This window comes from Salinigranum marinum, from assembly GCF_024228675.1.
Lineage (GTDB): Archaea > Halobacteriota > Halobacteria > Halobacteriales > Haloferacaceae > Salinigranum > Salinigranum marinum.
The window spans coordinates 107,356-131,556 of the sequence record NZ_CP100462.1 but is presented as its reverse complement, the minus strand read 5'-3'; the positions used below and the strand labels follow the sequence as shown (position 1 = coordinate 131,556).

Below are 24,201 nucleotides of genomic sequence, written 5' to 3'. Positions count from 1 at the left end.
CGGGTGGGGGGTGATCGGCCGCCCTCCGGAGCCGGTTAAAAATACCCGTCACTGCGCAGGAGTGGATATAAGAAGCCGCCGCCGTGGTTTTTGTCATATGAGCACACAGCGTAGTCTCCCGAGCGACGCTGGGACCGTGATCGTCGGTGCCGGAATCGTCGGGTGCAACGTCGCGTATCAGCTGACAGAGCTGGGTCGGGAGGACGTCGTCGTCGTCGACCAGGGCCCGATGCCGACGACGGGCGGGTCGTCGACGCACGCGCCGGGGATCATGTTCCAGACGGCCGAACCGAAGGAACTCTCGAAGTTCGCGAACTACTCCCGGCAGCTCTACTCCGAACTGGAGGGCGCGGACGGCCAGCAGGCGTACAACGAGACCGGCGGCATCGAGGTCGCTCGCTCCGAAGAGCGGATGGCGTTCCTCCAGCGCCGGGTCGAACACGCGAAAGCGTGGGGGATTCCGGAGCCACAGCTGCTCAGCCCCGAGGAGGTCACGGAGCACCTCCCGCTCGTCGACGACAGCCAGATTTTGGGTGGGTACTACTCGCCGACCGACGGGCAGGTGTCGGGCGTCGTCGCCTGCGACGCGCTGGCCCGGGAAGCGATGGACCGGGGGGCGACGTTCGTCCCGCACACCCGAACCGAGGACGTCGAAGTCGCGGACGGCTCCGTCGAGTCGGTCGTCACCGAGAACGGGACGATCGAGTGTGACGAGGTCGTCATCGCGACGAACATCTGGGCCCGCCAGCTGGGCGAGAAACTGGGCGTCCACCTCCCGGTGACGCCGGTCGAACACCAGTACACGATGACCGAGTCGCTGGGCGAGTTGGCCGACAGCGCGGTCGACGTCACCGATCACCCGCTCTTCGAGGGGTACGAGAACGTCTCGGGTGAGAAGGCCAAACGGCTGCTCGTCGGGCCCGACCGGCCGATCCTGCGCGACCAGGACAACGCCATGTACTACCGGAACCACGGCGACTCCTACGGCATCGGCTCGTACAACCACGAGCCGATCGTGCCGGACCCGCAGGAACTCGGCGGCAATACGGACGAGTCGCAGGGGTCGGTCCACGAGTTCACCGACTACCACATGGAGAACGCGACCCACCCCGACCGCCCGCACAAAGCGCCCCGGCAGGCCTCCGACGAACTCCTCCCGGCGACGGCGGGCAAGGAACTGGAGTTCAAGTACAACGGGATGTTCGCGGAGTCGCCGAACGGCCTCCCCGTGATGGGTCCGGTGCAGGAACTGGAGGGGCTGTGGACGGCGGCGGCCATCTGGGTCACCCACGCCGGCGGCGCGGCGAAGGCGCTCGCGGAGTGGATGGAGAACGGCGTGCCGCGGCTCGACGACGGGCCCATCGACCTCGCGCACTGCGACGTCAACCGCTTCGACGACCACGAGGGTAGCTGGGACTTCGCCCGCGACATCGGCGGCGAGGAGTACCGCATCGTCTACAACATCATGCATCCGAAGTGGGTGTGGGAGGACAAACAGCGGGACATCCGGCGGACGCCGATGTACCACTCCCACCTGGAACTGGGCGGGGAGATGTGGGCCGAAGCCGGCTGGGAGGCCCCCCAGTGGTTCGAGTCGAACGAGGACCTCTTGGAGCGGTACGGCGACCGGATCCCCGACCGAGACGGCTGGGAGGGCATCTACTGGTCGCCCCTCGAGGGGGCCGAGGCGCTGCACGTCCGTGAGAAGGTCGGACTGCACGACATGACCCCCTTCAACAAGATGGAGGTGGTCGGTCCTCAGGCAGGGGCGTTCGTCCAGCGGCTCTGTACGAACGACATGGACCTCGACGTCGGAGACGTGAAGTACACCCTGATGTGCAACGAGGGCGGCGGCGTCCGCGCGGACATCACGGTCACCCGCACGGATCAGGACCGCTACCTCCTCCTCACCACGGGACGCGAGGTCGGGAACAACCACGTCGCGTGGGTCCGCGAGCAGTCCCCCGAGGGCGTCGTAGTCAACGACGTCACCTCCAGCATGGCCGCGATGGTCTGTACTGGCCCGGACGCCCGGAAGGTGCTCTCGAAGGTCACCGACGTCGACCTCTCCGACGAGGCGTTCCCGTTCTTCACCGCCCAGGAGTTCTACGTGAAGAACGTCCCGGTGCTCGCCCTGCGGGTCTCGTACGCCGGCGAGCTCGGCTGGGAGTTCTACACCCCCTCCGAGTACGGCGAGCAGCTCTGGGAGCACATCATGGAGGCCGGCCAGGAGTACGACATCCGGCCGTACGGCAACGGCGCGCTGAACGCCCTGCGCATCGAGAAGGGGTTCCGGCTGTGGGGGAAGGACCTCCACACCGAGCACACCCCGTTCGAGGCCGGCCTCGGCTGGGCGGTCGACATGGACACCGACTTCATCGGGAAGGAGGCCCTCGCCGGGTCCGAGACGGAACCGGCCGCGGCGGACGGCGGTGAGCCGGCGCTTCGCCACCAGGTCGCCTGCCTGACGCTCGACGACCCCGAGGCGACGATTCTCGACGACCGACCGGTGCTTGACCCAGAGACGGGCGAGTCGCTGGGCTACGTCCACGCCGCCGAGTACGGCTACTCGGTGGGCGCGTGCGTCGCCTACACGTATCTCCCGCCGGAGTACGCCGAGCCCGGCACGTCGGTCGAGGTGCTGTTCGAGGGTGACCACTACGCTGCCACGGTCCAGGAGGAGCCGCTGGTTTAGATGAGTCAGACACAACTCCCACAGCAGGCCGAGACGGTGATCATCGGCGCGGGCGCCGTCGGCTGCAGCGTCGCGTACCACCTCTCGGAACTCGGGGCTGAGGACGTCGTCGTCGTCGACCAGGGGCCCCTTCCCGTGACCGGCGGGTCGTCGACGCACGCCCCGGGCATCATGTTCCAGACCTCGCCGTCGAAGATCATGACGAAGACGGCGTACTACACCAGCCGCCTGCTGAAAGACGCCGGCGTCTACGACGAGGTCGGCGGCATCGAGGTCGCCCGCTCCGAGGATCGAATGGACTTCCTCCAGCGCCGGGTCGAACACGCGACCTCCTACGGCCTGCCCGACCCGCAGCTGTTGACGCCCGAGGAGGTGACGGAGCACCTGCCGCTGGTGAACGCCGAGGAGATCCTCGGCGGCTACTACTCGCCGACGGACGGCCGGGTCGACGGCGTCGCCGCCCTCCAGTGGTACATCGAGCAGTCGGACGCGGCCTTTTACGGCCACACCGAGGTGACGGATCTGGATGTCGCCGGCGGCTCCGTCCAGGCTGTCGAGACCGATCGGGGAAGAATCGACTGCGATCGGTGTGTGATCGCCACCAATAACTGGGGTTACCAGACCGGGAAGATGGCGGGGCTCGACCTCCCGATCGCCCCCGTCGAACACCAGTACGCCGTCACGGAACCCCTCGAGGAGTTGGCGGGCGCGTCCGCGAACGCCCGCGTCGACACCGACGGGATGGAGATTCCGGGTGACAGCCGTATCGCCGAGAACATGGGGAAGGCCCCGCACCGACCGGTCGGCCGCGACCAGGACCACTCGCTGTACTTCCGCACGCACGGCGACCGCATCGGCCTGGGCTCGTACAACCACGAGACGCTCTCGGTGGATCCCGACGCGATGGGGAAGAACCGCGAGGACCGGCAGGCGTCGGTGCGGGACTTCACCGCCGAACATTGGGAGCGACCCACGCACCCCGACCGCGACAAGTCGGCGAAACAGGCGTTCGAGGAACTGTTGCCGACAGTCGAGGGCAGGGAGTTCGCCGCGACGGAGAACGGCATCTTCGTCTTCACGCCCGACGGCATGCCGGTGCTGGGCGAGACGGCGCAGGTCGACGGCCTCTGGACGGGGCTGGCGATCTGGTGGACCCACTCGGGGGGGTACGGCAAGATCCTCGCGGAGTGGATGGAGACGGGCGTTCCGAAGCTCCCCTCGGGCCCGGTCGACACGGGCGGCATCCACGTCAACCGGTTCGAGCCCCACGCCGGCACCAAGGAGTACTTCGTCGACCGCGGCGCGACGCAGTACCGCCAGGTGTACAGCATCGTCGAGCCGCGCTGGCAGCCCGACGACCACCGCGGCCTCCGGCGGAGCCCGTTCTACTCGCAACAGGAGGACCTCGGCGCTGAGTTCGTCCAGTCGGGTGGCTGGGAGTCCGCGCAGTGGTACGACTCGAACGAGGATCTCGTCGAGCGCTACGCCGAGGAGATCCCCGAACAGGACGGCTGGCAGGCGATCAACCGCTCGCCCATCGAGGGCGCGGAACACCTCCACACCCGCGAGCACGTCTCGCTGTTCGACATGACCTCGTTCTCGTCGATCTCCGTCGAGGGGGCCGAGGCGGGCGAGTTCCTCCAGCGGATGTGTTCCAACGACGTCGACATCGACGTCGGCCAGGTGCGGTACTCCCTGCTGTTGAACGAGGGCGGCACCATCCTCGCGGACGTCACGGTCGTCCGCCTGGGAGCGGAGGAGTACATGGTGACGACCGGCGGGGGCAACTCGCCGGGCATCCACGGCACCTGGCTGAAGGAACACGCCCCGGAGACAGTGTCGGTCACCATCGACGAGGGTGGACAGTCGACGATCGGCCTGTGGGGGCCGAAGTCCCGGCTGCTCCTCCAGCGAGTCACCGACGCGGACGTCTCCAACGCGGGGTTCCCGTACTTCCGCGCGAAGCGGATGTACGTCGGCGACGTGCCCGTCGTCGCCCTGCGGGTGTCGTACGTCGGCGAACTCGGCTGGGAGCTGTGGGCCCCCACCGAGTACGGCGCGAAACTCTGGGAGACGCTCTGGGAGGCAGGTCAGGACCTCGACGTGCGGCCGATGGGCGGCGGCGCGCTGGAGTCGATGCGCCTCGAGAAGGGCTACCGCCTGTGGGGCACCGACATCGACACCGACGCCAACCCCTTCGCCGCGGGCCTCCCGTTCGCGGTCGACATGGATACCGAGTTCGTGGGCCGCGAGGCGCTCGTCGAAGCGCGCGAGGCGGGCATCGACGACCGCATCGTCCCGCTCACGCTCGACGACTCGACGGACATCATGCTGAGCGGCCGCCCCGTGCTGAAAGACGGCGAGGCGATCGGCTACGTCCAGGCGGGCGACTACGGCTACAGCATCGGCGAGTCGATCGCCTACACGTACCTCCCCGCCGAGCACGCCGAACACGGCACCGCCGTACAGATCCGCTGTGAGGGTGAGACGTACGACGCGACGGTTCGCGAGGAACCATTGTTCGACCCCGGCCGCGAGAAGATCATCCGCTGAGGTCGGAGTCGGCCGGCTCCCTCGGCACGCACCAGCCGTCTTCGTGCATCCGACGCCGACGTTTACGTCGGGGGCATGCGAACTGAACACATACGACATACCATGACCCAGGACCTCTCAGACGCCGTCGAGTTCGCGGACATCGAACAGGCACGCGACCGTTTCGACGACGAGACGGTGGTGAAACGGACCCCCGTCGAGCGGAGCACGTCTCTCGACGCGATGACCGGCGGCGAGGTGCACCTCAAGATGGAGCACCTCCAGTGGACGGGCTCGTTCAAGACCCGCGGGGCGTACAACAAGATCAAAGCGGACGTCGACGGCACCGGCGTCGAACGGGTCGTCGCCGCCAGCGCCGGCAACCACGCACAGGGCGTGGCACTGGCGGCGACGAAACTCGGGGTCAGCTCGACGATCGTGATGCCGAAGACCGCCCCGCAGACGAAGGTCGACGCCACGCGGGGGTACGGTGCCGACGTCGAACTCGTCGGCCAGGACTTCCGCGAGGCGATGAACTACGCGCAGGGGCTCGTCAGAGGCGACGACACCGTCGCGTTCGTCCACGCGTACGACGACCCAGCCATCGTCGCCGGCCAGGGCACGCTCGGTATCGAGATGTACGAGGACCTGCCCGACGTGGACACGGTGATCGTCCCGATCGGAGGCGGCGGGCTCATCTCGGGAATCTCCACCGCCTTCGCCGAACTGTCGTCCGAGACGCGCATCGTGGGCGTGCAGGCGTCGGGCGCGGCGACGGTCCCTCGGAGCCTCGACAAGGGGATCCCGCAGACGCTCGACTCCGTCGACACGATCGCCGACGGCATCGCAACCGGCGGCATCTCGGAGCTGACCCTGTCGCTCATCCAGCGCCACGTCGACGAAGTCGTCACCGTCACCGACGGCGAGATCGCGCGGGCAGTGCTCCTCCTTTTGGAGCGCGCCAAACAGGTGGTCGAGGGGGCCGGTGCCGCGAGCGTCGCCGCCCTGCTGAGCGACGAACTCGACGTCACGGGCGAGACGGTGATGCCGTTGCTCTGCGGCGGCAACCTCGACATGACGATGTTACAGACTGTTCTGGTTCACGCGCTCACCGAGCGCGAGCAACTCCTCCGCCTGCGCGTGCGGATCAACGATCGCCCCGGGAAGCTCCAGGAGCTCTCGGGCGTCATCGCCGACCACGGGGCCAACATCCAGAACGTCCGCCACGACCGCTCTTCGGCCGAACTCGACGTCGGCGAGGCGTATCTGGTGTTCACCGTCGAGACCAGCGGCGCGAGCCAGGCGCGGGCGATCATCCGCTCGATCCGCGGCCACGGCTATGAAGTCAGGCACCTCAACGCCTGAAACGATCGATGCCGGGGGTTCTCACTCCTCTGGCTCGCACTCGGGACGTCTCCTCTCTCACTGGACATTCTAGCTGTCGATCAAGTTCGGGTAATAAATACCACTATATACAGACACGAGCTTTTTTATGATGTACTACAAACAGACCTGTGTGGCCCAGTGTCATGACACGAGCTTGCAGTGCTCACGACGGGAGTCGATCCCGTTCGAGGAGACAAGCGGCTGCCACGCTACGAAGGGCTCTCCCGCCGCCATCGGGGGAGTCCTGCGCGGTCGACAGGACGCGACAGTCCGGTGTCGTGCTCACGGGCATCGTTCATACAACCGACCTGCGTTCGGTGAACGACACCAGCAGTTGTATCGCCGTTCGGCCGGGATGAACGAGAGACTCGCGGGCGACGACCCGTCGAAGCGGCGACGGGCGTCGACGACGACTGGTGTGCGGACGACGAGTGTAGTGCGACGAAAACACGGCGGATACGCGGTCGATCACGGACACCTCACAACACAGTAACCGATCACTCATGACCGACACGAACGACTATCCGATCGTACAGAATAGGGAGGTAACCCATGGCTGACGGCGAGAACACCACGGGGGAGATGTCCGACGGGCTCCAGGTGGAGCTGTTCCACCCGGACTCCGACCGGGAACCCGGCGACACCAACATCGTGAAGTGGGGATTCGACATCCACCCGGTCGTCTTCCCGGTCGCCCTGGTGATCATCGCGGTGTTCATCGCGGTCACGATCCTGCTGGGCGACCAGGCAGCCTCGGCGTACACCGCCATCTTCAACTTCGTCAACGGCACGTTCGGCTGGTTCTACATCCTCGCAGTGAACATCTTCATTGTCACGATCCTGTACTTCGCCTTCGGAAAGTACGGCGGGATCAGGATCGGCGGTGTCGAAGCCGAAAAGGAGTTCGACGACTTCTCGTGGATGGCGATGCTGTTCAGCGCCGGCATGGGGATCGGCCTCATGTTCTTCAGCGTCTCCGAACCACTGTACTACTTCCAGAACGTTCCTGGCTTCTTCGGTGCCGAAGCACAGAGTGGCGCCGCGGCGTCGGCCGCGATGGCGCAGACGTTCTTCCACTGGGGCTTCCACCCGTGGGCGATCTACGGGCTCGTGGGCCTGGGTCTCGCGTTCTTCTCGTTCAACCGGGGACTGCCGCTGACGTTCCGGTCGATCTTCTGGCCGCTCCTGGGCGAGCGGATCTACGGCTGGCCGGGCCACATCATCGACCTCGTGACCGTCTTCGCGACCCTGTTCGGCCTGGCGACGTCGCTCGGCCTCGGGGTCGCACAGGTCAACACCGGCCTCTCGTACGTCGGCGGTGACCTCCTCGGTCTCGTCAGCATCCCCACCGGGACGCTCCCGCAGGTGCTTCTCATCGCCGGCATCACGGCGATCGCGACCGCCTCCGTGGCGGCGGGCCTCGACGGCGGTGTCAAGCGCCTGAGCACGCTCAACCTCTACCTCATGCTCGCGCTGCTCGGCTTCCTGCTCGTCGTCGGCCCGACGGTGTACATCTTCGGCGCGTGGGTCGAGGGCCTCGGCGCGTACTTCGGTAACTTCCTCGCGCTGAGCTTCTTCACCGGCACCATGGGCGCGGGCGGCTCGACCGTCACCGCCTGGACCGTCTTCTACTGGGGCTGGTGGATCGCCTGGTCGCCGTTCGTCGGGATGTTCATCGCACGCATCTCGAAGGGACGGACCGTCCGCGAGTTCGTCCTCGGCGTGCTGTTCCTGCCGGCGCTGTTCTCGTTCGTCTGGCTGTCGACGTTCGGCGGCAGCGCGCTGTTCGTCCAGCTGCAGGGTGCCGGCGGCATCCTCGAACTGTACAACGCACAGGGGCAGACGATCGCGATGTTCGCCATGCTGGAGCAGTTCCCGCTCGGCGCGCTGACGGGCATCCTCGCAACGCTGCTCGTGGTCACGTTCTTCGTCACCTCCTCGGACTCGGGGTCGCTGGTCATCGACCACCTGACCTCCGGCGGCAAGCACGACGTCCCGAAGACCCAGCGTATCTTCTGGGCCGTCACCGAGGGCGCGGTCGCGGCCATCCTGCTGTACGGCGGCGGCCTCAGCGCGCTCCAGACGGCCGCGATCACCACCGGCTTACCGTTCGCGGTGATCCTGTGCCTGATGTGTTACACCGTCTATCTGGGGCTCGATAACGAGCACTCGATCCTCGAGAGCGAGGCGTTCGCCCAGCGTATCGAGGACCTCACGGCCGAGGGCGAGGTGGAGGTAGTCACCTCCGGCGATGCGACCGTGACGAGCATCAGGGAGGGAGAAGATACGGCCAGCGGCGACTGACGCCACCGGGCCGTCGGACGCCCGTCTCGATTTACGACCCTCTCGTTCCTGCCTCCCTTCCTTTCTTTCTCGGTGCTGCCACGTCTCGCGGAGCGACCGGTGAGACGGCGCTCCGTCCCGTTTTGCCGTCGAGACGCCGGCCCGCTCGCTGGTCGCGTCGCCGGCCACGGCGACGCGGTCGGGTCAGTAGTACTTCCACTCGTCGTCGGAACTGCCGCGCCGGGCCTCGCTGTCCGTGGCCTCGTCGTCGACGTCGTCCGGCCACCGGATCCCGTCGCCCCGGAGGTTCTTGTACGCGAACGCCCCGAGCGCGACGAGCGCGAGCAGTAACACGAGCGCGCCGGCGGTGACGGCGGCACCGGCGACGGATTCGAACGCCCCCGAGCCACCGAGCTGGAGTGCGACAGGCGTCATGGACGGTGTACGGGACTCACGGAAAAGAGCGTTGTCCGTGTCGCGCGTCGTGGCGGGGTGGGGCTTTACTGTTCCGCTCGCACGCGTTCGGCCCGCGAGGCGTGGACCCACTTTCGGGTCGGGCCGCCGATGCCGACCGCGGTGACGACGAACCAGGCCACCACGCTCGCGAGAAGCGGGAGCGCGAGCCACGCGACTGCGCTCACCACCGCGCCGACGAAGAGCCCGGACCACGGCTGTCGTTGCCCGTTGAGCTCGGTCAACAGCGTCCCGACCACGAGGAAGCCCAGCCCCGCCAGGACGAGCGCGATGCAGGCGACCACCACCACGCCGACCGTCGAGAGGACCTCCCCCCCGAGGCCGAGGCGGAACAGCTGGGTGTAGGCGTACAGACAGACGAAGCCGACGAGCCCGTAGCCGATCGCTCCGTACACCACCGACACGAGTGGCCGTTCCTTCGAGGAGTCGACCGAGCGGTCGACGAACGCGCCGTAGCGGTACAGCAACGCGCCCCCGAACAGCAACACGAGCACGAACGAGGCCGCGGCCCGGACCGCGGGCGACGCGTCGACGACGGCCGACGGGCCGACGGACTGCGCCGCCACGGCGACTAACCGCCGGACGCCCGGTATCATGTGCCACCGTTCCGCGGCCGGGGGGGAAAACCTGTCGCCGGGCCGCGCTCCCGCGTCGTCGGGCGGCGCTGACGCCCCGCAGGGGCCGGCCGTCGTGCACGCACCCGCCACACCGCCGGGTGAACTATATCTCTCGAGTCGAATATCCACGACGTGACTGGCTTCCTACAGGTGTTGTTCGAGACGCTCCGGCGGGCGGTCGACCGACTGGTCGACCCGCTCCGGGCGGACGACGACCTCGAGAACTTCCGCCTGTCGATCCCGGAGACGCACACCACCACCATCGAGGGCGATACGGGCTGGAGCACCCGCCCGCCGGCCCAGGTGCGCTGTCGACAGTGCGACAGCGAGATCCGCCAGTCCGACCCACACGACGTCATCGACTGCCCACGCTGTCTCGCCGAGTTTCCGCCCGAGGAGTTCCCCAAGCTGGAGTTGCTCTACTTGGAGTGTCCGGTCTGTCGGACCCGCATGGAACACGGACAGCGCCACCCCGACAGGCTCGACGTGCCGGAGTGGGCCACGTGTCACGGCTGTCGGTACCACTGGGAGTTCAAACACTCCTTTTGAGTCCCGCCGACTGCCCGCGTCCGGCGTGGCGGGCCGGCCGTCGGGGACACACTATTGACGCTCGCCCCCGTGACGGACACCGTGGCACGTGAGGCAATCATGAAGCTGATCCCGACGGCGCTGGCGCTCGTCGTGGTGGCGCTAATCGGGGTCGCGCTCCTGTCGATGGCGGCGGGGGACACCGCGATCGCCGGCGTGAGTTTCCTGAGCGCGAGCCTCGTGATCTACCTGCGGGCGAAGTGGCTCCAGCGCGGCGGCTCCGGGGTCTGAATCGCCGGCTGGTTCGGGTTCGGATCGTGGCCGGTGACGGGCGGGGCGTCCCGGTCGCCGGACGCCACCCCGCTCACGGCCGTCGCGACGAGTCCGCTACTCGTCGAACCCCATCCGGGTCGTGATCACGGGCACGGTCGACGTCCGGACCACGTTCTCGGCGGTGCTCCCCAAGAGCGCCCTGAACTTGCCCTTGTACGCGCTCCCGAGGACGATGGCGTCCATCTCCTCGTCCTCGGCGTACTCGACGATGTCCTCGGCTGGCTTCCCGGTCCGGATCGCGGAGACGCAGTCGATGCCGGCCGTCTCGGCCATCTCGCAGACCTCCTCGGTGACGTCCTCGCCGTACGTCCGGTACTCCTCGCGCAGTTCCTCTTCGTCGTCCCTGAGGTACACCGTCCTGGGTGCCCCCGGGAGATCGATGACGTACAGCGCGTGGACGGTCGCGCCGAGTGCGGCTGCGAGTTCGATACCCTCTTGTGCTCCCTTTCGCGCCTCCTTGCTCCCGTCGAACGGGATCAAAATCTTCTCATACATCTGTCGACACCCGGTGAGTGTTTTCTGATCCGAACTAAATACCTTTGGGAGCCGAAAGTTCCCGACGCCGTACTCGACGCGCTGTGCCGCGTCGCGTCGGAGGGGTCTACGTCCCCGCCGCGGCGTCGTCGTCCTCGTCGGCCAACAACGGGTCCGTCTCGCCCCGGACCGACCGCCCGAGCAACTGCCCGCCGATGACCGCCGGGCTGATCACCGCGTCCGCGCCGACGCCCTCGAGTTTGTCGACGTGCCGCTGGTCGGTCGCCGCCGCGACGATCCGGACGTCGGGGTTCGCCTGCCGGGTGGCGATGATCGCGAGGGTGTTCCGGGCGTCGTCGTCGGTCGCGGCGACGACGCCACGGGCGGCGTCGACCCGGGCGTCCAACAGCGCCTCGGTGTCGGTGGGGTCGTCGGTGAGCACGCTGACGTCGCGTTCGCGGAGCGCCGAGGCGGCCTCGGTGTCGAGCGTGATCACGACGACGTCTTCGGCGTCGAGTTCGTCGAGAAGCGGTTCAGTGAGGTCGCCGGAGCCGAGGACGATGACGTGGTCCTCGAGCAGGGTGAGTTCCGAAGCGGTCATGGTTCCGAATGCGGCCGTGAGCCTCGTTTCGAGCGCCGGGACGATGAACGACCCGAACGCCGCGCCGAACGCCGCCGTGCCGACGATGAGCACCGAGAGGGTGAACAGTTTCGCGTCCCCGGTCGTCGGCGTGGCGTCCCCGTAGCCGACCGTGGTGCCGGTGACGACGATATAGTAGAAGGCGTCGGTCCACGTCTCGATCCCCGTGTACTGGTCGCGGAGGACGTACGCGCCGACCGTCCCGTACACCTGCACCGCGACGAGCGTGGTCAGCGCGGCGAGCTGGAACGGCGAGAGGTCGAGGCGGCGGTCGAACTGCCCCCGATTGCGGACGACCAGCGGGAGCGTGCCCGCTGCACAGGCGAACAGCAGAGCGTCGGTCGCCTCGGCGGTCACGAGCGGGAGCACCGTCGCGAGCGGGAGCGTTGCGACCGCCCCCCACCAGGCGACGCGGTAGCGGCGCTGGAGTCCCGCCGCGACGCCCCCGAGGACGAACCCCACCAGCACCCCCACGAACTGGACGACGCCGGCCGCCCCGCTCGGAACGAGCGTCCCGAGGGGGCCGTCGAAGCCGGCGGCCCCCTGGCTCAGGTGCGACAGTCCGGTGATAAACGCGAGGACGGCGACCGTCCCGGTCGCGAGCACGGTCGTCTTCGCGCCCGAAAAGCGCCGCCAGTAGACGAGCGGGACGCGCTCGCCGTGGGAGAACAGTTCGCGGAGGGTCGCGTCCGTCCGCGTCTCGCGTGCCTGGGGCTCCGACGGGTCGTTCACCACCGTGCTCAGTGATACCGGGTGACGTTATATAAAAGTCTGCGCGACCGACCCGTCCCCACCGCGGTCGGTCGGCTCGGCGACAGGTCTAACCCGAATGCGACCGAGGGTCACGACATGGCAACACACGGGTACAGCGCCGTGGAGACGGCCGTCCGGAAGACGCTGCTCCCGGTGTGTGCGCTCTCCGGCGTGTTGGTCGTCACGGGCTTTTTCTTCCCGTTGTTCGTCGGGTCGGTCATCCCGGGACGAGCCTGGCTCGTCGCCGCCCTGCTCTTTTTCGGCTCGGGGCTGGCGTATCTCGCGCTCCTGCCGGTCGAAGACGAGATCGACACCGGCGACGACCGTCAGAGCGCGCCCTATCTGCTCCGCGTCCGGCATCTCTCGCCCCTGACGGAGCTCCGGCGCTTTCTCGCCCAACAAGACCCGTTGACGTTCGGCGTGCCGGTGGCCGTGCTGGCGCTCTTTTTTTGCGCGCAGTTCGCGCTGCCGGTGGCGACCGGACGCGCCGTCGCCACCGCCGAGACGCTCTTGCTCGAAGAGCTCGGCTGGGTGTTCCTCGGCGCGATGGTCCTCTGCGTGGCGTACTGTCTCTTCTTGCTCTTCGGCCCGTGGGGCGACGTCAGACTCGGCGGGCCCGACGCCGAACCGACCTACACCTACCCGACGTACTTCGCGATGTTCTTCACCGCCGGCATCGCCGCCGGCATCGTCTTCTGGGGGCCGGCGGAGGCGCTGTTTCACTACCGGTCGCCGCCGCCGTTCTTCGACGTCGCCCCCCGCTCGGACGCCGCCGTCGTCGCCGCGTTGACGTACGCGCTGTTCCACTGGGGGCTGTCGGCCTGGAGCGCTTACCTCGTCATCGGCGTGCCGATCGCGTACTTCACCTACCAGCGCGGCGCGCCCCTGCGGGTGTCGACCATCCTGGCCCCGTTCCTCGGGGTCGACGGGCTCTCCGGACGGTGGGCGACGCTCGTGGACGTCCTGGCCATCTTCGCGACTATCGGCGGGATCGCCACCTCGATCGCGTTCGTCGCCCAGCAGTTCCTCGCGGGCATCGACTTCCAGTGGGGCGTCGCCTACGGCGATCTCGGCCCCGTGGTGTTCGTCGCCGGGCTGACGCTCATCTACGTCGTCTCCGCCGAGAGCGGCGTCCAGCGGGGGATCCGACGGATCTCGGGCGTCAACCTCGCGCTGTTCGGCCTGTTCGCGCTCCTCCTGGTCGGCGTCGGCCCACGCTCGGCGGTCGTCGACGTCGGCACCGCTGCCCTCGGCTCCTACCTCGGCAACTTCGTGCCGATGAGCTTCTTTTTCGACGGGCCGTGGGTCGCGGCGTGGACCGTGTGGAACTGGTCGTGGTGGTTCTCGTGGGCCCCCTTCGCCGGCCTGTTCCTCGCGGCGCTCTCGAAGGGCCGGCGGGTTCGGACGGTCGTCCTCACGGGTGGTGTCGCCACGTCGGCCGCGACCGTCGTCTGGTTCGTCCTCGTCGGCGGGACCTCCCTCTCGTTACAGCACTCCGGCCGGGCGGACATCCTCGGGACGATCGAGGCGTACGGCGGCAGCGAAGCGGTCGCAGGCTTCCCGCTCCTGGCGGCGCTGCCCCTGAGTCGGCTGCTCGTCTTCTGTTTCCTCGCGCTCATCGTCGTCTTCATCGTCACCTCCGCGGACACCTCGACGCTCGTCGTCTCCATCCTCGCGACGCGGCGCGAACTCGCGCCGACGAGCGGGAGCATCCTCTTTTGGGGCCTCGTCCAGGGCAGCGTCGCCGTCGGCGTCCTCCTCGTCGGCGGCGGCGAGGCGCTCCAGGCCGTCGCGGTGCTGACGGGCGGCCCGTTCGCGCTCCTCGCGCTGGTCGCGCTCGCCGGGCTGACGCTTTCGTTCTACCGGACGGAAGGGTTCGACCGACCCTGGCTCCCGTGGCTGTCGGCATTCCCGACCGTGCCGGCGCTCCCGCGGACGCTCGGCCCCGACGACCCTCCCGAGCCGTCCCGCGAGACCGACGACACCGGCGACGCCGACGCGCCGCCCGAGGACGACTGACCTCCCGGCCGACGACCCATCGACGGCCGCGTCCGTGCCTCCGGCTTCATCGCGGCCGGCCTGCCGCGCCCGGGCAGCCCCACAGGTCGACTCGACGGGCGCCGTCGCGTCGCCGCTCACGCCCCGCCGTACACCGGATAGTCGGCGCAGAGCGCGTCGACTTCCTCGCCCACGCGGTCGATCGTCGCCTCGTCGTCGGGAGCGTCGAGGACGTCGGCGACGAGTTCCGCGAGCCGCTCGGTCTCGGACTCGCCGAAGCCGCGGGTCGTGATCCCCGGCGTGCCGATCCGGACGCCGCTCGTGACGAACGGCGAGCGGGTCTCACCGGGGACGGTGTTCTTGTTCACCACGACGCCCACTTCGTCCAGCGCCGCCTCGGCGTCCGCGCCCGTGAGCGCCGGGTGGCTGTCGCGGAGGTCGACCAGGACGAGATGCGTATCGGTGCCCCCCGAGACGAGCGAGAAGCCGCGTTCGCGGAGCACTCCGGCCAGCGTCTTCGCGTTCGAGACGACCTGCTCGGCGTAGTCGACGAACGCGGGCTGGAGCGCCTCCTTGAACCCGACGGCCTTGCCCGCGACGTTGTGCATGAGCGGGCCGCCCTGGCCGCCGGGGAACACCGCCGTATCGACGGCGTCGGCGTGTTCCTCCTCGGTCATGATGATGCCGCCGCGGCCCGCGCGGACGGTCTTGTGCGTCGAGCCGGTGACGAAGTCGGCGACGCCCACGGGCGAGGCGTGCACCCCGGCGGCGACGAGCCCCGTGATGTGGGCGATGTCCGCGAGGTGGAACGCGCCCACGTCGTCGGCCGCCGCCTGGACGCGCTCGAAGTCGACCTCGCGGGGGTACGCCGAGAAGCCCGAGACGATCACGTCGGGCTCGAACTCCTCTGTCATTCGGCGGAGCCCCTCGTAGTCGATGTAGCCGGAGTCGGGGTCGACGTCGTACTGTTCGACCTCGTACAGTTGGCCGGAGAAGTTGACGTGGTGGCCGTGCGAGAGGTGGCCGCCGTGTGTGAGGTTCAACGAGAGGATCCGGTCGCCGGGGTCGAGGGCGGCGAAGTACACCGCCATGTTGGCCTGCGTCCCCGAGTGAGGCTGGACGTTGACGTGTTCGGCCCCCCACAGCTCCGTCGCGCGCTCGATGGCGAGCCGTTCGACTTCGTCGGCGTACTCGCAGCCGCCGTAGTACCGCGACCCGGGGTAGCCCTCGGCGTACTTGTTCGTGAGCACGGAGCCTTGCGCTTCGAGGACGGCCTCCGAGACGTGGTTCTCGCTCGCGATCATCCCCAGCGTCGACTCCTGACGGGCGCGCTCGTCGTCGAGCGCCGCCCGCACCTGCGGGTCCGTCTCCTGCAGTGGATCCGTCAACTCGCTCGTCATCCGTACCATGGCCCAACGACCGCGGCGGCATCCGTGTCGGTGTGTCTCAGCTGAGGCGTATTTGACACGACTCCGAACGCCGTGATCCGGTCGTACGCGCCGCCGAGCGTGCCCGTTTCGCCCGATTTATGTGGTCGCGCCGAGACGTCTCTCTCGCATGAAACGCGTCATCAGCACCGACGCCGCACCCGCCGCAGTCGGCGCGTACAGCCAGGCGACCGCGACCGACGACCTCCTGTTCACCGCGGGCCAGCTCCCGCTCACGCCGGAGGGCGAACTGCTCGACGACGAGTCGGTCGCCACACAGACCGAACAGTGTCTGGAGAACGTCGCCGCCATCCTCGATAGCGAGGGGCTCGACCTCGGCGACGTGCTCAAGGTGACGATCTTCCTCGACGATATCGACGACTTCGACGAGATGAACGAGACGTACGGGAGCTTCTTCGACGACGAACCCCCGGCACGAAGCGCCATCGAGGTCGGGAACGTCCCGAAAGGAGCGGCCCTCGAGATCGAGGCCATCGCGGCCGTCGAGTGAGTCACGGTCCACAGACACCGCCCCTCGACCTGCCACACGACCGGGGCGACGAGCGACGGGCCGTCGTCCCCGCGCTCGTCGCCCCTACGGTCGGTCCGATCCGACCCCGTGCCCTGGAGGGGAATGCCGGTCGGGTCCCACGAACGAGCTTCTTACACCCCCCGAACTCCCGCGGCCGTCACCTGCCCGCGAGCAGCCTTGTTATCTATTCTGATACTCATTGGGATACGACTAAGTGCCACCGAACTGAACGGACGTTCAATGAACCGGGCACGCGGACCGCCCTCCCCCGGTAACCGCGAGACAGCGAGCGTTCCGTCCCCGAGTGGACCGACACCCCGCCGTGGCTCCGGTGGCGGGCGATCGACTGCTCCCCGACACGGGGGCGATCACGATCCACCGTCAGATGACTGATCGCGCTCAGACCACCCAGGACTTCGCCGTCGGGATCGGCGTGTTCCTCCTCACCGTCGCGTTCGTCTTCGCGTACGTCCCCTCCGCGCTTGGGACGGTGGAGGCCGGAGCCGGCGGCTCCAACGCGGCGGTCGCCGACCGGCTCTCGACCGATCTGGTGGCGAACCTCTCCGTCGAGGGTTACCCGACCAGGCTCGACTCCTCGTCGGTCACGGCGTTCTTCGCGAACGGGTCGATGTCGGCGCTCCGAAGCGACTACGACCTGCGCGATACGACGCTCGCGAACGTCACCCTCGAGCACGCGAACGGGACGGCCGTCGCGGGGCGGGACGTGACTGCGGGAGCCGACTACCACGACCAGCGGGCCGCGACGACGACGCGGCTCGTCGTGGTCGACGACGTCCGCTACCGACTGGTGGTGAGAGTGTGGTGACTCCCGACGAGCGCGGCCAGGCGTTCACGCTAGAGGGGTTCGTCGGCTCGATCGTCCTCCTCTCGGCCGTCCTGTTCGCGCTCCAGGCGACGGTCGCCACGCCGACGACGGGCGGACAGGTGTCGGAGTCGGCGCGGGCACAGCTCTCGACGGAGGCGACCGACCTGTTGCGCACGCTCGCCGACGATCCCGAGACGAACTTCGCGGCGGCGATCCGGCAGTGGGACGCGACCGACCAGACGTTCGCGGGGGCCGTCGACGCGTCGTCGGGCTACGGGGCCGACGGCCCCCCACCGGAGCTGTTCGACGGTGCGTTCGAGGAGACGTTCGCCGAGAACGGCTACACCTACAACCTGGTGCTCCACTACCGCGGGGGGAACGTCTCGAACGTGAGCGACGGCGGGGGATCGATCCCGCTGGTGTACCGGGGACCGCCCGGGCCGGACGCGGTGTCGGCGAGCCAGCGCGTGACGCTGTTCGACAACACGACGCTCGACCAGGCGGTCAACGACGACGAGCGCCAGCTCTGGGAGTACGACACCGACCCGGACGACGGTGACGGGTACTTCCCGATCCCGGACGCGGCCCCGGCCAGCCCGATCTACAACGTCGTGGAGGTGCGCCTGACCGTATGGTGAGCCTCCGCGACGACGACGCCGGCCAGCTCATCCTCGTCGGGAGCATCGCCCTGGCGTTCGTCGTGGTGACGCTCGCCGTCGCGTTCAACGGCGTGTTGTTCGCAGACTCGCTCGCCGACTCGGAGGCCCGAGCGGACCTCGATGTCGCGGAGGGGTTCGACCGGGCGGCCGCCGGCGAGGTTCCGCGGCTCCTGCTGTACGTCAACCACCGCAGGCCGTACGCCGACCAGGCGGCGCTCGACGCGGCCGTCAGGGCAAACGTGTCGACGTACGCGCGGCTCCACGCGGAGTCGCGGCTGCGCGAACGGCCGGGCGTGGTGAACGTCTCCCTGCACGACTGGGCGGACGGGACGCGCGTCCTCCAGTCGACGGACGGGGCGTTCACCGCGGACGGCTCCGCGGGCGGCGCCACCGACTGGGAGCCTGTCGATACGTCCCGGCGCGTCGGCTGGGCCGTCCTGAACCTCGACGCGGCGAACGTCTCCGACGCGACCGGCTCGGACCGGGCCAGGGTGGTCCTCGACGACGGCACCGACACCAGCGTGCTGTACCTCTCGCGCAACACGACGACCGGGGCGGACTCCGAGACAGTCGACGTCGAGACGGCGCTGTCGAGCGGCAACGGGACCGCCGCACAGCCGTGTACGCCGTCGCGGGGGCGGCTCCTGCTCGACCTGCGGCGCGGCACCGCCTTCGGCGGCGACTGCTCGTTCAACCTGACCGAACCCCTCGACGACACCTACGACATCCGGATCGAGAACGGCGAGAACGCGACGGGGAAGTACGCGTTCGTCACCGAGGGGTCGCCGCCGAACGGGCTGTCGTCGTGTCCGGTCGGCACCGGTCCCTGCAACGCGCCCGTCGTCTGGGAAGCGACGATCACGACGACGTCCGAGACGGGGGAGACGACCGCGAACACGACCCGGACGGTGGCGGTGTATCCGTGAGCCCGCCGCGCGCGTTCCGGCGCGACGGCCGCGCGGTGGCGACGACCGTCAACTACGTGCTCGCGATCGCGCTCACGACGATCCTCGTCAGCAGCCTCCTCGTCACGGCCTCGGGCTACGTCGACGACCGGCGCGAGCGGGCCGTCCGCGCGGAGCTGGAGACGGTCGGCAACGCGCTCGCGGCGGACATCGCCGAGGCGGACCGGCTCGGGCAGCAGGGGACGAACGTCACGCTCCGGGCCGACCAGCCCGACCTGTCGACGGCCGCGTCCTACACCGCGGCCCTGACGACGGACTGCCCGCCCGGAGCGGACACGTGTCTCGAACTCCGGAGCGCCGGTCCGTCGGTGACAGTCGTCGTGCCCGTCGCCAACGAGACGCCGCTGTCGCTCGGCCGGCTGACCGACGGGTGGCGGATCACCGCGAACGCGACGGGGGTGGCGACCGAGGCGGTCCCCCGGACGGAGACGGTCGGGCCGAACGTCGGGATCGGTCGGGGCGTCTCGCGGCGCGGCTCGCTCCGCGACACCGTCGACCCGACGAACCGCGCGCCGATCCCCGGCTTCGCCTACGATCCGTACATCCCCTTCCCGAACGAGACGGTCCTGTTCGTCAACGACACGGCCGACCTCGACGGCAACCTCGACTCGTTCACGTGGGACTTCGGCGACGGCTCCCCGAAGACGAGCGGCGGGGTCGTCACCCACTCGTACGACGAGCCGGGTCGGTACACGGTCACGCTCACCGCGACCGACAGCGAGGGGGCGACCGACAACGTCACGAAGCAGGTCGTCGTGTCGGGGCTCGTCTACCAGAAGGATGCGCTCGCGTTCGACGCCGACGGCGACGGCTTCCAGGGCGGCGTGAGTTTCAGCGTCCGGAACGACTTCGACCAGCCGGTGTACGTCGAGGACGTCCTCGTCGACCCCGAGGCCAACGTCTCGACCGTGGGCTCGTTGAGCGACCGCGACTCACGGGAACTCCTCAGCGACGGGACCGCACGCGACAGCGTCGAGGTGTACGTGGGCGGCAACGACGCCGGCTGGGCCGACTACGGCCAGGACGGTGACACGGACGACGCCGCGGGGATGTCGCTCGACGCGGGCGGGAAGCTCGTCGCGCTGACGGACGACCAGTCGTCACCGCGGATCGAGACCGACGACGAGCGCGCGCGTATCACGCAGAACTCCGTCGGGACCGTCGAGCTCACCGAGTTCCGCGAGAACGTCAGCATGGTCGGCCGGAACGTCACCGTCGGGCTCCGCTACTCGGTCAACGGGACGTACTACGCCTCGCGGTTCGTCATCGAGCCGATCAGCGGGCCGAACGCCGAGTTCGGCTTCGCTCCCGGGGGTCCGACGGTCGACAACCCCGTGACGTTCAACGCGGCCGGCTCTGACGACCCCCAGGGGTCGATCACCGCCTACGAGTGGGACTTCGGCGACGGCTCGACCGGCACGGGGCAGACGACGAACCACAACTACACCTCGCCGGGGCTCTACGTCGTCGAGCTGACCGTCACCGACGACGACGGCTACCGGGACTCGACGACGCGGCTCGTGTTCGTCGAGGACGACGACATCGTCTGGGCGGCGAACGTCAACGGCGGGGAGTACACCTCACAGGACGGGGTCAGGTACGAGGCGCTGCCGGTCCCGTGGTACGACGCTTGGTCCACCTCGCAGCCGGTGGCCGACACCCAGGACGACTACGTGTATCAGACCGGCGAGAGCGACTACTACAACGACCTGACGTACTCGAAGGCGATTCCGGACGGCACGTACGAGGTTACGCTGAAGTTCAACGACCCGTCCGACGTCGACGCCTACGGCTACGTCGGCGTCGAAATCGAAGACCAGCAACGGGGCTCGTATCAGGACATCAGCGGGGTGGCCGGCGGACAGAACACCGCGTACGACCGGACGTTCACCGTCGACGTGGAGAACGGCCTCACGATCACGGTCGAGGGGGCCTCGTACTACGGGGGCGGCCACGCTACCCTCTCCGCGGTCGTCGTCCGGGAGGTCGACGATGGCTCGTGATCGCTCCCCGCGCGACGACCGCGCGGTCAGCGACACGGTCTCGTTCGTCCTCGTGTTCGCGCTCATCGTCAGCGGCGTCGGCCTCGTGACCGTGTTCGGCATGTCATCGCTGACCGACGTCAGGGACGGGGCCAGCGCGGAGGCCGCCGAACGGGGGTTCGTCACGCTCGCCGAGGGCGTCGACGAACTGGAGGCGGGTCAGAGCCCGGCCCGGACGGGGGAGATCTCGCTGACCGACGCCTCGCTCGCCGTGACGACGGGCACCTCGCTCACCGTCGACGTCGGCGGCACCGGCGTCTCCGAGACGATCCAGACCGGCGGGCTGGCGTACCGGACGAGCGACACGGTCGTCTCCTACGTCGGGGGAGCCGTCTTCCGCACGCAAGACGGCGGGACGGTCGTCGTCTCGTCACCGTCGATCCGGTGTGCGGCCGACCACGCTACGGTGTCGATCGTCCGGCTGGACACCCTCGACACCAGTTCTGTCGGCGGGGGGACCGCACAGGCCGCGTTCTTCCGGTCCGAGTCGACCCTCGTGTTCCCCGAGTCCCGCGCCCCACAGTCGGTGACCGGCGTCTCCGTCACCACGTCGGACCCGCGGTGGCAGCAGTACTTCGACTCACGGCCCTCGTGGACGGTCTCGGGGCCCGACACGTACACGTGTTCGACCGACCGCGTGTTCGTGCGACGGACGACGGTCTCGGTCACGCTGGAGTGAACGTATATGGACGAACCCACACACTCGACGGCAGACGACGACCGCACCGACGACGAGACTCCGCCGGGAGTAGACGACTCGGGGACGCGACCCGACTTCGGGTCGGACGTCCGGGCGGCCAGCGAGACGGTCGGGACCGTGTTGCTCATCGGGATGGTCGCCACGGGCATCGTCGTCGTCTCCGTCGCGGGCGCGGGCGTGCTCAACTCGCTGCAGACCGACATCGACCAGGAGGAAAACGAGCTCCAGGTCCGGGAGGTCGACAGCCGACTCTCGTCACTGTCGAGGAGTGGAGCGACCTCCGCCGAACTGTCGTTCGCACAGAACTCCGTCGAATCAATCGACGTGCGGAACGGCAGCGCCGGGGGCACGGTCAGCGTGTCAGTCAGCGGCGGGGCTTGCAGCGTGACGCTCCCAATGAGCTCGATCCGCTACGACGAGCGTGGACAGACGACCGTCTACGAGGGTGGCGGCATCTTCCGCGTTTCCGACGGCGGGCTCGGGGTGGCGGTGGTCTCTCCGCCCGACATCACGGTCGCGGACGGGACGGTCGACGTCTCGTTGCTGAACCTCACCAGCGGCGTCGGGGGTGACCGCGCGACCGTGATCAAACGCGGTGCGTTCTCGGCGACGCAGAGCGCCACCTTCGAGGACAGGCTGTTCACCGGAGCGCAGGAGTGTCGCCGGCCTGACAACGTCACGATCGCAGTCACCAGCGAGTACCACCGCGGCTGGGCGGCGTACCTCGAACGGGAGACCGGAAACCCCGCGCAGTCTACCGGTCCCAACACGGTCGCGGTCGAGCTCACGAGCGCGGACCTACCCGCGAGCACCGACGACAGCCGCAACGCGGTGGTCAACCTCTCGGTCTCGAACCCGAACACGACGGTCGAAACGACGAGGGCGGCGATCATGGTGGACAAGAACGCCTCGAACCGGTACACTGCGACGGCTCGGCCGCTCGCCGAGGGAGTGCAGGTGAGCTCGGTCAAGAAGTTCGAGACGAACGTCGCGTACCGCCGGCCGATCGACGTGGTGTTCGTCTTCGACGAGTCGGGATCGATGAACTACGACGACGACGCGAACACCTACTGCACCGATTCGTCGCTCAATCCGATCAACGGCCCGGGGAACCGCTGGGGACAGACCAACGACCCGGGCTGTGAGACGCGGATGGACCGCGCGAAGGCGGCCGCGAAGACGTTCGTCAGCCTGATGAACGAGTCCCGCGATCGCGGCGGCGTTGTCGGCTTCTCCAGCAGCGAGTACACGCGGTACGTGACGACGCCGAACGGGAAGTACATGACCGACGACTTCGGGAGTTCGGGCCTCAACGGCAGCATCGACCGGCTGGTCACCGGCGGCGGGACCGAGAGCGCGACCGGGATCCACCGTGCGAACGTCGTCCACGATCTCAAGGGCGAAAGCGCCGGCGAGCCGATCGTCGTCCTCCTGAGCGACGGACAGGACGACTACGACGCATCGGACCCGATCGACGAGGCGGCGGTCGCGGCCGAAAACAACGTCACGATCCACACGGTCGGTTTCGGCGACGGCGCGGACAACGCGACGCTCGAAGCGATCGCCGACGAGACCGGCGGGACGTACCACTACGCCGCCGAGGACGACGACCTCAGCGACGTGTTCTCCGAGGTGTTCGCGACGATCGCGGAGACGGACGTCGTCGTGAACCAGCCGGTGACGCTGTCGGCGGGCACGGGTGGGAGCGTCTACCAGCCGTCGCTCGGCGGGAACGCCGACTACGTCGCGACGGTCACCGAGGACGGAGCGCCGAACGTCAACGTGAACGACCCGACGGCCCCCGACTTCCGCTTCTCGTTGACCGCGGCCGACGGGAACCTCACCGACATCAACGCGACGTCGTACAACTGCGAGGAGTACGGTGTCACCGACATCGTCCAACAGAACGCCACTGCGGCCGACCTGGTGGAGCTGCGCTGTACCGACATCGACGAGTCGTCGGGCACCGAGGTGCCGCCCTCGAACGTCACGGTGTATCTGGACGGCGACGACGCCGGCCCCCTGATCGACGAGTCGAGCGCCTGGTGGGACGGCGACATCCGCAACGATACGCTCAAACAGGGCACGAGCGACGCGCTCGTCGACGCGAACGACACCTTCACCCTCGCGAGCAACCAGGCGATCGTCGTCTTCGCGTTCGGCGCGAACGACGCGGCACCGAAACGGCTCGTCATGCTGTACGAGATCGGACTCCCCGAGGACACGACCGCGAGGGACGTCGTCGACATCGATGTCACGACCGCAGACGTCGAGGAGTGACCACCTCGGCGGCCGCGGTGGCGGTCACGCCCGTGTCGGCGGGTCGATCGGTCGCCG

Annotated in this window: 19 protein-coding genes; 14 read left to right on the top strand and 5 right to left on the bottom strand. The window is 68.5% G+C overall.

Annotation, left to right across the window (positions count from 1 at the left end; genetic code table 11):
* Positions 1-97 precede the first annotated feature (97 nt).
* The 4 genes from NKJ07_RS20730 to NKJ07_RS20715 all read left to right on the top strand — a co-directional run bounded on the left by NKJ07_RS20730 (position 98) and on the right by NKJ07_RS20715 (position 8,917).
* Complete coding sequence (locus NKJ07_RS20730) at positions 98-2,695, top strand: GcvT family protein (RefSeq protein ID WP_318570817.1); 2,598 nt, start codon at positions 98-100, stop codon at positions 2,693-2,695.
* The gene (locus tag NKJ07_RS20725) at positions 2,696-5,248 is read left to right on the top strand and encodes a GcvT family protein (RefSeq protein WP_318570816.1); all 2,553 of its coding nucleotides are present in this window, start codon (positions 2,696-2,698) and stop codon (positions 5,246-5,248) included.
* A 102-nt stretch (positions 5,249-5,350) separates the two neighbouring features.
* Positions 5,351-6,592: a threonine ammonia-lyase gene (gene ilvA, locus NKJ07_RS20720; protein WP_318570815.1), complete on the top strand. Its 1,242-nt coding sequence runs from the start codon at positions 5,351-5,353 to the stop codon at positions 6,590-6,592.
* A gap of 573 nt (positions 6,593-7,165) precedes the next feature.
* A complete protein-coding gene (locus tag NKJ07_RS20715; RefSeq protein WP_318570814.1) occupies positions 7,166-8,917 on the top strand; it encodes a BCCT family transporter in 1,752 nt (583 codons plus the stop codon).
* A 183-nt stretch (positions 8,918-9,100) separates the two neighbouring features.
* Here NKJ07_RS20715 and NKJ07_RS20710 read toward each other — a convergent pair whose 3' ends face one another.
* On the bottom strand, positions 9,101-9,331 hold the full coding sequence (locus tag NKJ07_RS20710; RefSeq protein WP_318570813.1) for a hypothetical protein: 231 nt from the start codon (positions 9,329-9,331) through the stop codon (positions 9,101-9,103).
* 65 nt (positions 9,332-9,396) lie between these two features.
* The gene (locus tag NKJ07_RS20705; RefSeq protein WP_318570812.1) at positions 9,397-9,966 is read right to left on the bottom strand and encodes a DUF8173 domain-containing protein; all 570 of its coding nucleotides are present in this window, start codon (positions 9,964-9,966) and stop codon (positions 9,397-9,399) included.
* 153 nt (positions 9,967-10,119) lie between these two features.
* On the opposite strand from NKJ07_RS20705, the gene NKJ07_RS20700 reads away from it, so the two are divergent.
* Both NKJ07_RS20700 and NKJ07_RS20695 read left to right on the top strand, forming a co-directional pair.
* On the top strand, positions 10,120-10,536 hold the full coding sequence (locus NKJ07_RS20700) for a hypothetical protein (protein ID WP_318570811.1): 417 nt from the start codon (positions 10,120-10,122) through the stop codon (positions 10,534-10,536).
* A gap of 81 nt (positions 10,537-10,617) precedes the next feature.
* On the top strand, positions 10,618-10,806 hold the full coding sequence (locus NKJ07_RS20695; RefSeq protein WP_318570810.1) for a hypothetical protein: 189 nt from the start codon (positions 10,618-10,620) through the stop codon (positions 10,804-10,806).
* 96 nt (positions 10,807-10,902) lie between these two features.
* Here the strand turns inward: NKJ07_RS20695 and NKJ07_RS20690 are convergent, their stop codons facing one another.
* Both NKJ07_RS20690 and NKJ07_RS20685 read right to left on the bottom strand, forming a co-directional pair.
* A complete protein-coding gene (locus tag NKJ07_RS20690) occupies positions 10,903-11,343 on the bottom strand; it encodes a universal stress protein (RefSeq protein ID WP_318570809.1) in 441 nt (146 codons plus the stop codon).
* Between the two features lie 106 nt (positions 11,344-11,449).
* The gene (locus NKJ07_RS20685; protein WP_425504788.1) at positions 11,450-12,697 is read right to left on the bottom strand and encodes an NAD-binding protein; all 1,248 of its coding nucleotides are present in this window, start codon (positions 12,695-12,697) and stop codon (positions 11,450-11,452) included.
* Between the two features lie 114 nt (positions 12,698-12,811).
* Between NKJ07_RS20685 and NKJ07_RS20680 the strand changes: the two genes are divergently transcribed.
* Positions 12,812-14,734 (top strand): BCCT family transporter, encoded by a 1,923-nt coding sequence (locus NKJ07_RS20680; RefSeq protein WP_318570807.1) that lies wholly within the window; start codon positions 12,812-12,814, stop codon positions 14,732-14,734.
* 116 nt (positions 14,735-14,850) lie between these two features.
* Here NKJ07_RS20680 and glyA read toward each other — a convergent pair whose 3' ends face one another.
* Positions 14,851-16,113: a serine hydroxymethyltransferase gene (gene glyA, locus NKJ07_RS20675; RefSeq protein WP_318570893.1), complete on the bottom strand. Its 1,263-nt coding sequence runs from the start codon at positions 16,111-16,113 to the stop codon at positions 14,851-14,853.
* A gap of 157 nt (positions 16,114-16,270) precedes the next feature.
* Between glyA and NKJ07_RS20670 the strand changes: the two genes are divergently transcribed.
* The 7 genes from NKJ07_RS20670 to NKJ07_RS20640 all read left to right on the top strand — a co-directional run bounded on the left by NKJ07_RS20670 (position 16,271) and on the right by NKJ07_RS20640 (position 24,144).
* Entirely contained in the window at positions 16,271-16,651 is a 381-nt protein-coding gene (locus tag NKJ07_RS20670; protein ID WP_318570806.1) for a Rid family detoxifying hydrolase, read from the top strand.
* Positions 16,652-16,994: 343 nt separating this feature from the next.
* Positions 16,995-17,498 carry a DUF7287 family protein gene (locus NKJ07_RS20665; protein ID WP_318570805.1) on the top strand — a complete coding sequence of 168 codons (504 nt, stop codon included), beginning with the start codon at positions 16,995-16,997 and terminating at the stop codon, positions 17,496-17,498.
* On the top strand, positions 17,492-18,136 hold the full coding sequence (locus NKJ07_RS20660; RefSeq protein WP_318570804.1) for a DUF7288 family protein: 645 nt from the start codon (positions 17,492-17,494) through the stop codon (positions 18,134-18,136). Before NKJ07_RS20665 ends, NKJ07_RS20660 begins: the two co-directional genes overlap by 7 nt.
* Positions 18,130-19,083 (top strand): hypothetical protein, encoded by a 954-nt coding sequence (locus tag NKJ07_RS20655; RefSeq protein ID WP_318570803.1) that lies wholly within the window; start codon positions 18,130-18,132, stop codon positions 19,081-19,083. Before NKJ07_RS20660 ends, NKJ07_RS20655 begins: the two co-directional genes overlap by 7 nt.
* A complete protein-coding gene (locus NKJ07_RS20650) occupies positions 19,080-21,125 on the top strand; it encodes a DUF7266 family protein (RefSeq protein ID WP_318570802.1) in 2,046 nt (681 codons plus the stop codon). Before NKJ07_RS20655 ends, NKJ07_RS20650 begins: the two co-directional genes overlap by 4 nt.
* Positions 21,115-21,843 carry a DUF7289 family protein gene (locus NKJ07_RS20645; RefSeq protein ID WP_318570801.1) on the top strand — a complete coding sequence of 243 codons (729 nt, stop codon included), beginning with the start codon at positions 21,115-21,117 and terminating at the stop codon, positions 21,841-21,843. The genes NKJ07_RS20650 and NKJ07_RS20645 overlap by 11 nt, the downstream gene beginning before the upstream one ends.
* 6 nt (positions 21,844-21,849) lie before the next feature.
* Positions 21,850-24,144: a vWA domain-containing protein gene (locus NKJ07_RS20640; protein ID WP_318570800.1), complete on the top strand. Its 2,295-nt coding sequence runs from the start codon at positions 21,850-21,852 to the stop codon at positions 24,142-24,144.
* The last annotated feature ends 57 nt before the right edge of the window (positions 24,145-24,201 follow it).

Bases quoted from the DNA above. Each gene is read 5' to 3' on its own strand.
- NKJ07_RS20730 (WP_318570817.1), top strand. From the start codon at position 98: ATGAGCACACAGCGTAGTCTCCCGAGCGACGCTGGGACCGTGATCGTC.
- NKJ07_RS20725 (WP_318570816.1), top strand. From the start codon at position 2,696: ATGAGTCAGACACAACTCCCACAGCAGGCCGAGACGGTGATCATCGGC.
- ilvA (WP_318570815.1), top strand. From the start codon at position 5,351: ATGACCCAGGACCTCTCAGACGCCGTCGAGTTCGCGGACATCGAACAG.
- NKJ07_RS20715 (WP_318570814.1), top strand. From the start codon at position 7,166: ATGGCTGACGGCGAGAACACCACGGGGGAGATGTCCGACGGGCTCCAG.
- NKJ07_RS20710 (WP_318570813.1), bottom strand. From the start codon at position 9,331: ATGACGCCTGTCGCACTCCAGCTCGGTGGCTCGGGGGCGTTCGAATCC.
- NKJ07_RS20705 (WP_318570812.1), bottom strand. From the start codon at position 9,966: ATGATACCGGGCGTCCGGCGGTTAGTCGCCGTGGCGGCGCAGTCCGTC.
- NKJ07_RS20690 (WP_318570809.1), bottom strand. From the start codon at position 11,343: ATGTATGAGAAGATTTTGATCCCGTTCGACGGGAGCAAGGAGGCGCGA.
- NKJ07_RS20680 (WP_318570807.1), top strand. From the start codon at position 12,812: ATGGCAACACACGGGTACAGCGCCGTGGAGACGGCCGTCCGGAAGACG.
- glyA (WP_318570893.1), bottom strand. From the start codon at position 16,113: ATGACGAGCGAGTTGACGGATCCACTGCAGGAGACGGACCCGCAGGTG.
- NKJ07_RS20670 (WP_318570806.1), top strand. From the start codon at position 16,271: ATGAAACGCGTCATCAGCACCGACGCCGCACCCGCCGCAGTCGGCGCG.
- NKJ07_RS20655 (WP_318570803.1), top strand. From the start codon at position 18,130: ATGGTGAGCCTCCGCGACGACGACGCCGGCCAGCTCATCCTCGTCGGG.
- NKJ07_RS20645 (WP_318570801.1), top strand. From the start codon at position 21,115: ATGGCTCGTGATCGCTCCCCGCGCGACGACCGCGCGGTCAGCGACACG.
- NKJ07_RS20640 (WP_318570800.1), top strand. From the start codon at position 21,850: ATGGACGAACCCACACACTCGACGGCAGACGACGACCGCACCGACGAC.